The organism is Psychrobacter pasteurii (genome assembly GCF_900162815.1).
In the GTDB taxonomy this organism is placed as follows: Bacteria; Pseudomonadota; Gammaproteobacteria; order Pseudomonadales; family Moraxellaceae; genus Psychrobacter; species Psychrobacter pasteurii.
Map to the genome: position 1 here is coordinate 1 of NZ_FUGD01000111.1, position 7,549 is coordinate 7,549.

The window sequence follows — 7,549 nt, forward strand, 5'->3', positions numbered from 1 at the left end:
CCAAAAGGTAGAGCAGGTTTGCGAATAAGAGGATGGAGGTGTGCTGAGTGTGGCACATGGCATGATAGAGATATCAATGCTGCTAAGAACATCCTTGCGGTCGGGCTTGACCGTCTAGATGTAGGAATCCCCTCGGTTTAGCGAGGGGAGGAAGTCAAATATAAACATTAATAGTGTGGAAATACCTGTAGAGTAGAGCTAAATGACAAATAAGTCATGGCATACAACAAAAGTGACTCGGCATATTTGGCCGTCATAGGTTACAATATCGCGAATAAAGTAATCCCTAAGCGAAATCGCTTAAAAGAAGCCGCTTGAAACTAGTAATTTCCCTTACAATGAGAAAAGATGGAGCCAGACATGACTGATGCCACTGCAACACGCCTTGACGGTAGAGCCCTAGCTAAAGAAATTGAAACCGATTTAAGCCAGCGCGTTGCTGCCCTTATTGAGAAAACAGGCCGTACGCCTATTTTAGCGACTATCTTAGTCGGCGATGATCCTGCTTCTGCAACTTACGTGCGCATGAAAGGTAATGCTTGTAAGCGTGTAGGCATGGAGTCTATTAAAGTTGAGATGCCAGCAAGTACCACGACAGAAGAGTTGTTGGCTAAAATTGATGAGCTAAACAACAACCCGGATGTACATGGTATCTTGCTACAGCATCCAGTGCCTGAACAAATTGATGAGCGTGCTTGCTTTGATGCCATTGATTTAAATAAAGATGTGGACGGTGTGACTTCATTAGGTTTCGGCCGTATGAGTATGGGTGAGCCAGCTTATGGATCATGCACGCCACAAGGTATCATGTACTTACTTGAGAAAAATGGCATCGAATTTGCAGGTAAAAATGCAGTCGTAGTTGGCCGTAGTGCAATTTTGGGCAAACCAATGGCGCAAATGTTATTGAACGCCAACTGCACCGTGACTACTTGCCACTCACGCACTCAAAACTTGGCTGAACACGTAGGCCGTGCTGATATTATCGTGGGTGCGGTAGGTGTGCCTGAGCTAATCAAAAAAGATTGGATTAAGCCAGGTGCTGTGGTTGTCGATGCTGGCTTCCATCCAACAGATGATGGCGGCGTAGGTGATATTGAGCTAAAAGGTGTTGAATCAATCGCCTCAGCTTATACTCCAGTACCAGGTGGTGTGGGGCCAATGACGATCAATACTTTGATTCGTCAAACTGTTGAAGCTGCTGAAAAAGCAGCTAGCTTGTAATGGTCAATTCATTAATGGGTAGCTAATTGAGCTGGCCATTAAGCCCAAATTACAAGACCAAATATCAAAAGACTAAACAGCAAGGAGGCTCAATATTGAGCCTCTTTTGCATTTTATAAAGCCAGAACTTTCAGAGCGCAGCTGTATTTGGCAAACCTAAGGTAAGGAGTATCAAGAGATGAGACAAAAGAGTGACTGGGACAATAAGGTACAGGCTTTTGGTGAGCTGCTAGTAGATGTGAGCCATTACATTGCGTTATTAGTGATTGGCTTTGTGGTGATCTGGGCGGCAGGGGCTGAATTCATCAGTATTATTCAAGGCGGCAAGGCAGAGCTAAAAGACATTCTTATGTTGTTTATCTATCTTGAACTGCTGGCCATGATTGGCATTTATTTTAAGACGCATAGGTTGCCTGTACAGTTTTTGATTTACATTGCCATTACCGCCTTGTCCCGACATTTGGTTGTGGATGTGCAAGCGGTGTCTGAAGACTTTCATCTGTGGCTATTATTGACCATTACCTTGTCGATTTTCATCTTAAGTATTGCGGTGTTTTTATTGACTTGGACCGCCAGTCAGTTTGGTCGCCCGGACGATGAGGGGTATAAAAACAATCCTGATAACAAGAATTTGCACTAGAAGGATAAGTTCAGGCGCATTAGGGGCAGGTTATAACCAGCCTGATTTACGAAACTGACGATATAAGATCACACAGGTGGTTAAAATTACGGCTAACACCACAAAGTAAGAATATTCATAATGCAGCTCAGGCATGATGTCGAAGTTCATACCATATATTCCCGCCACTGCTGTGGGTACGGCTAAGATACCGGCCCAAGCAGCCAACTTGCGTACCACCTCGTTTTGTCCCATGTTGACCATGGCCATATAGGTGTCCATCGCCACACTAAGCATTTCATTTAAGCCGTTAACTGCGTCGATAGCACGTAATAGGTGGTCGTTTACATCACGAAAGTAAGGCTTGGCGATACTGGGAAAGGTGGAGACCAGCTCATTTTTTTTGTGATTGATAAAGAAGTTACAGATGTCTTGTACCGGCATCATCACCGCGCGCATATGCACCAGCTGCGACTTTAAAATATATAGGCTCTGGAGAACCTCTTTGCTGAACTTATAAGAGAAAATATTACGTTCTTGCTCCTTTAAGTACTCACCTAAGCTGTCGGTAATCGGCAAGTAGCTATCGACCACATAGTCCAATACGGCATGGAGTACAAAGACGGGACCCATAGACATTTTCTCTGGACGTCGGTGGCAATAGGCACGAACGGGGGCGTAAGAGTTCGAAGCACCAGTACGAATGGTAATAATATAATTATTGCCCATAAACATGGAGGTGGTGCCATAGTGAATGTTGTTTTGAGACAAATAAGCGGTACGAACCACTACGAATAAAGAGTCATTGCCATAAGACTCAATTTTAGCGCGTTGATTTTCGTTAAACGCATCCTCTAAAGCCAGTTCGTGAATATCAAAAGCTTTTTGTACCGCTTCGATGGTTTCAATACTTGGGTCATACAGCCCAAGCCAGATAAACTCCCCTTTATTGGCTAAGGTTCTGCTGACTTCATCTAACTCTATTTTTTCAACAAATTCACCCGTTTTACGAGAATAAACGCAGCAGTTAACAATCTCGTTAATCCCCGATCGCTCAAAGTCTTCTACCCGCTCTGCATCAGGATCATAGACCGGCATAGTGGGCGACATAAAGGACAGAGCTTGCTGCTCTTCTTTTAATCTTATATCGGACATAGTTAACCCTCATGACTGAAGTAAATGAAGAGATGATGCGTTGCGGTAAATGGCTAGAGCTTAGGGGAACTGCACACCAAGGTGAAAACGTCTTTATTATAATGCGTATTTATTTAAAGTTTCCATATCGACCAACTCAAGAAGGCTTTCATGACAGGCCTCGAGCTTAATTTGAGGCGCCATATCGTGGTCTAAAGCATCTAACCAGCGTAGGGCACAGATGCACCAATAGTCGCCAGGCTTTAATCCTGGGAAGCCAAATTCAGGCACAGGCGTGATTAAGTCGTTGCCGGTCTTAGCGGAGAAGTTCAAAAACTCACTGGTCATTTTGGCACAGACGGTATGTTGCCCAATGTCGTGTGGACCGGTATGACAAAAGCCGTTACGGTAATATCCAGTGATGGGGTCAAAACAACAGCTGGCCAAAGCGGTGCCCAGAACATTTCTTTGGTTTAATTTAGGGTCGGGATGATGGCTAGACATAGTTTGGAATCTCTTTAAGATAAATTTGCTAGATAACTCAGTTTGGCTTACGCAATAGACTTACGCCTATGATTTACGCCTATAAAGTCAAACAAGATACAGCACAGGGTGCTGACCCATAATTCATACTTTAACTTATATTTGATTAAGGCATAACTGAGTGAGGGGTAGGATAATATTTAGACAGTGATTAAGCTATAAAATGAAACCAAATAGTAACACATTCACATCTGATATAGGAGCGTGGCTCACTATAATAAAAGGTTGAAACTCACGGTTTAACAATACAATATTCTTGTAGTACATGAACTTAAGTCAAAAGTGAGCGCCCGTTTTATAATAGAGGACAAATAGTAGAGTAAGTTATTATTCATGAAATGAATTTTGAGTTTTATCATGGGTTTCTCTAGGCGAAAGCGGTTAGCTATGCTAGACTTAAAGTCACAAATTAATCGGCTTATTGAGTGTCGAATTTAGCCATGACAGGACAAAGTCGTGTTAAAATGGCCTTAAAGTCTTGAATCTGGCCGTCAAAATATCGGCAATTAAGATGAATTTAGCCTTCTCAAGCCAGTTTGATAGCTTTTGTATAATGAGTCTAAAAGATGACGTACAAAAGAAGGCATAAAAAACGAATTTAATAATTCACAGCAAAACGGTGTACGCCGTTTAATTGTGTGCTCAGCCAAAATGTACAGCGTACCAAAGCCACTGTTGGTCATGACTTTGTTTGTACAAGGTTAATTTTTCAAAATTATATATTCTTAAAATATCGATTACTAATACTACACTTTAACTAACGATTTGGTGATGGCGAACCGGCTTGAATAATCAGTATCGCCTCCAAACAAGGATTACTTGTGTCTGATAGTTCTATAACCTCCAGTAAAAATCAAAGCCAGTCTTCAGATAAACTCGCCCCAGTAGCAGATGTTGATAATATCTGGTTGTTACCAGATGGGGTAAGTGACTTACTTTCTGAAGAGGCGCAAAAGCAAGAGTGGCTACGTTATAGGTTGACCCGACTGTTAGTAAGCCGGGGTTATGAGCTTATTTGCCCACCAATGATTGAGTTTACCGAGTCATTATTAGGCAATGCTTCAGAAGACTTAAAACGTCAAACTTTTAAAATCATTGATCAGTTGTCTGGTCGTCTTATGGGGGTACGTGCTGATATTACCCCGCAAATTCTACGTATCGATGCGCACTTAAATAAAATGGGCAAAGCCGATCAAATTGCCCGTTACTGCTATGCCGGTCACGTTATTCGCACCTTACCAGATGGTTTGTTTGGCTCGCGTACTCCGTTACAGTTAGGGGCTGAGATCTTTGGTAGTGATAGCCTAGATGCAGATATCGAACTGATCGATGTGCTCTATTGTCTAATTGACAATCTAGATCTAAAAAAACACTTACACATAGACATTGGCCACGTGGCTATTTTTGCTCGCTTAAAAGAGCTGGCGGGTTTATCAGACAATGATGCTTCGGTATTGATGAATTTATATGCCAATAAAGCGTTACCTGAGCTAAAGCATGTCTGTGAGGATTTACCTATGGGCAGTGATTTTTATCATTTAGCCGTGTATGGCCATGATATGACTGCGCTAAAACAAGCCTTGTCGGATACAGCCACCAATGATGCCGCTATTATTAAAGCGGTTGGTGAAGTTCAGACTATGGCCCGTCATATCAAAGAAACTTATCAAAGTAATGTGAGTGTGGATATCACTGAATTAGGGTATCACTACCACACAGGCATTGTGTTTAATGCCTACTTTGAAAATGAATCACAGGCTGTGGTCCGTGGTGGTCGCTTTAACGGGGAGAGTTTCGACTCAGCAAATAATGCCCCGACTGCTATTGCCCAAGAGCTGCCATCGCGCAGTGCCACAGGGTTTAGCTTGGAGGTTACTCGACTTCAGCGTTACATCACCCTAAATGAGTCAAAGCTGGTATTGGTCAGCTTTACAGATATGCAGGGCGTACGCAATGATGACAATGCCAAGCTTGAAAAAGATTTAGTTAACAAGATTTCAGAGTTACGAGACTTAGGTCACCGAGTAGTACGTCCTTTAAGTGCGACCGATGTTCCTAACAACGTAACACACAAATTAATTTTAGAAGATGGTGAGTGGGTCTTAAGAGCAGTTTAAACTTTGGTTGAAGACTGGTTTTTTGTCTCAAAATAACTGCGCCACAATGACGCAATTTAATTTTTACAGTTCAATACGAGTGGTTAAGGATTTGTTATGGGAAAAAATGTTGTAGTACTAGGTAGCCAATGGGGCGATGAAGGTAAAGGCAAGATCGTTGACTTGCTAACCGAAAAAGCTTCAGCTGTAGCCCGCTTTCAAGGCGGTCACAACGCTGGTCACACGTTAGTGGTAGACGGCAAAAAAACAGTTCTACACTTAATTCCATCAGGCATCTTACGTGATGACGTGACTTGTTTCATCGGTAATGGTGTGGTGTTGTCACCAGAAGCGTTATTAATTGAGATGAAAGAGCTTGAGAGCAACAATGTTCCAGTTCGTGAGCGTTTAAGAATCTCACCAAACTGCCCATTAATCCTTCCTTACCACATTGCATTAGACCAAGCGCGTGAAGCAAAACGTGGCACAGGCAAAATCGGTACTACCGGTCGTGGTATTGGTCCAGCTTATGAAGACAAAGTGGCTCGCCGTGCTATCAAGCTGGCTGACTTGTTCCGTGATGACTTAGAAGAAAAGCTACGCAACCTAATTGAATACCACAACTTCCAACTAACTCAGTACTACAAAGTTGACGCGATTGACTTTGATGAGACTTTTGCTCTTTGCCAAGAGTGGAAAGAAGAGCTTAAAGGCTTAGTATGCGATGTGACTGAAGAGCTAAACCAGTTACGTCTTGCTGGCAAAAACTTAATGTTTGAAGGTGCTCAAGGTACCTTACTTGACATCGACCATGGTACATATCCATTCGTTACCAGCTCAAGCGTAACCGCTGGTGGTGTATCAACAGGTACCGGTATTGGTCCATTATACTTAGACTACGTACTAGGTATCACTAAAGCTTACACCACTCGTGTAGGTAGCGGTCCATTCCCAACAGAATTGTTTGATGATGTGGGCGCACACTTAGCGAAAGTGGGTCATGAGTTTGGTGCAACGACAGGCCGTGCTCGCCGCTGTGGTTGGTTCGATGCTGAAGCACTTCGCCGTGCGGTGGTATTAAACTCTCTATCAGGTATCTGCTTAACTAAGCTTGACGTACTTGACGGTCTAGACGAAATCCGTATTGGTGTGGGCTATGACATCCCTGAGTCTGAAGTGGCTGCAGCGCACGACGGTGAGTTCTATGAAACTGTAACTCCTAAGTACGAAACTCTACCAGGCTGGAAAGGCTCAACTGTAGGTATCACTAAGTATGAAGACCTACCAGAAGAAGCCAAAGCGTATATCAAGCGTATTGAGCAATTAATCGACTGCCCAGTAGATATTATCTCTACTGGTCCTGATCGTGACGAGACCATCGTATTACGCGATCCGTATGACGCCTAAGCCGTAGTAGAGGCTTAAGCGCTAAAGCTTGCTGCAATAGGCAGGCAATAGCTTAATAAAAAACCCTATGTTATCTTAGCATGGGGTTTTTTTATCACCAGTCGCCGTAAAACCACCCACTTCAGGGCATAAGTATCTACACAAATTTACTAGCGGCATCAGCGAATTCACGCAGTTTGTCAGGGGGATAATGATTTACCAGTTCGGTAAAATTAAGCCACTGGAACAATCCTGCCATCACAGCAGGTGCGGTTATTGGTTTGCTGCGTTTCATTTGCCGACCTGAGAGGCGCACTAAAAACAAAGCAAACTCTTGTGACTGTTTATCAGATGCTTGCATAATACGCCACACGAGCGTACAAGCCTGAGAGGCAATTAACAACCGCTTAAAATAAGCGTCTCCACTTTGCTGTAACCAGGACTCTAGCTGAAGTCCTGCACTTTTAAGCAGTTTAAAATAAGATTCTATTTGCCAACGCCAATAATACCACTGACTAATATCTGCACCATTGACGGACGTCTCTTG

The 7,549-nt window shown here is 43.1% G+C and carries 7 protein-coding genes and 1 pseudogene; 5 read left to right on the forward strand and 3 right to left on the reverse strand.

Translation table 11 applies throughout. From position 1 onward, the window contains the following. From A1232T_RS10025 to A1232T_RS10035, 3 genes are all read left to right on the forward strand, one after another. On the forward strand, nt 1-141 hold a 141-nt coding region (locus A1232T_RS10025), incomplete at its 5' end, for a zinc ribbon domain-containing protein (RefSeq protein WP_143513984.1). Between the two features lie 219 nt (nt 142-360). Next, complete coding sequence (gene folD / locus A1232T_RS10030; RefSeq protein WP_077449287.1) at nt 361-1,224, forward strand: bifunctional methylenetetrahydrofolate dehydrogenase/methenyltetrahydrofolate cyclohydrolase FolD; 864 nt, start codon at nt 361-363, stop codon at nt 1,222-1,224. A 178-nt stretch (nt 1,225-1,402) separates the two neighbouring features. Beyond that, nucleotides 1,403-1,864, forward strand: a complete 462-nt coding sequence (locus A1232T_RS10035; RefSeq protein ID WP_077449282.1) for a phosphate-starvation-inducible protein PsiE — start codon at nt 1,403-1,405, stop codon at nt 1,862-1,864. Nucleotides 1,865-1,894: 30 nt separating this feature from the next. On the opposite strand, the gene corA is transcribed toward A1232T_RS10035, so the two are convergent. After that, a complete protein-coding gene (corA, locus tag A1232T_RS10040) occupies nt 1,895-2,998 on the reverse strand; it encodes a magnesium/cobalt transporter CorA (protein ID WP_077449283.1) in 1,104 nt (367 codons plus the stop codon). A gap of 96 nt (nt 2,999-3,094) precedes the next feature. Continuing rightward, nucleotides 3,095-3,481 carry a DUF2237 family protein gene (locus tag A1232T_RS10045; protein ID WP_077449284.1) on the reverse strand — a complete coding sequence of 129 codons (387 nt, stop codon included), beginning with the start codon at nt 3,479-3,481 and terminating at the stop codon, nt 3,095-3,097. An 860-nt stretch (nt 3,482-4,341) separates the two neighbouring features. Between A1232T_RS10045 and A1232T_RS10050 the strand changes: the two genes are divergently transcribed. Then, a complete protein-coding gene (locus A1232T_RS10050) occupies nt 4,342-5,637 on the forward strand; it encodes an ATP phosphoribosyltransferase regulatory subunit (RefSeq protein ID WP_077449285.1) in 1,296 nt (431 codons plus the stop codon). Nucleotides 5,638-5,733: 96 nt separating this feature from the next. Further along, nucleotides 5,734-7,023 carry an adenylosuccinate synthase gene (locus A1232T_RS10055; RefSeq protein ID WP_077449286.1) on the forward strand — a complete coding sequence of 430 codons (1,290 nt, stop codon included), beginning with the start codon at nt 5,734-5,736 and terminating at the stop codon, nt 7,021-7,023. A gap of 136 nt (nt 7,024-7,159) precedes the next feature. On the opposite strand, the pseudogene A1232T_RS10060 reads toward A1232T_RS10055, so the two are convergent. Then, nucleotides 7,160-7,549: pseudogene (locus tag A1232T_RS10060) on the reverse strand (transposase); the annotation flags it as partial.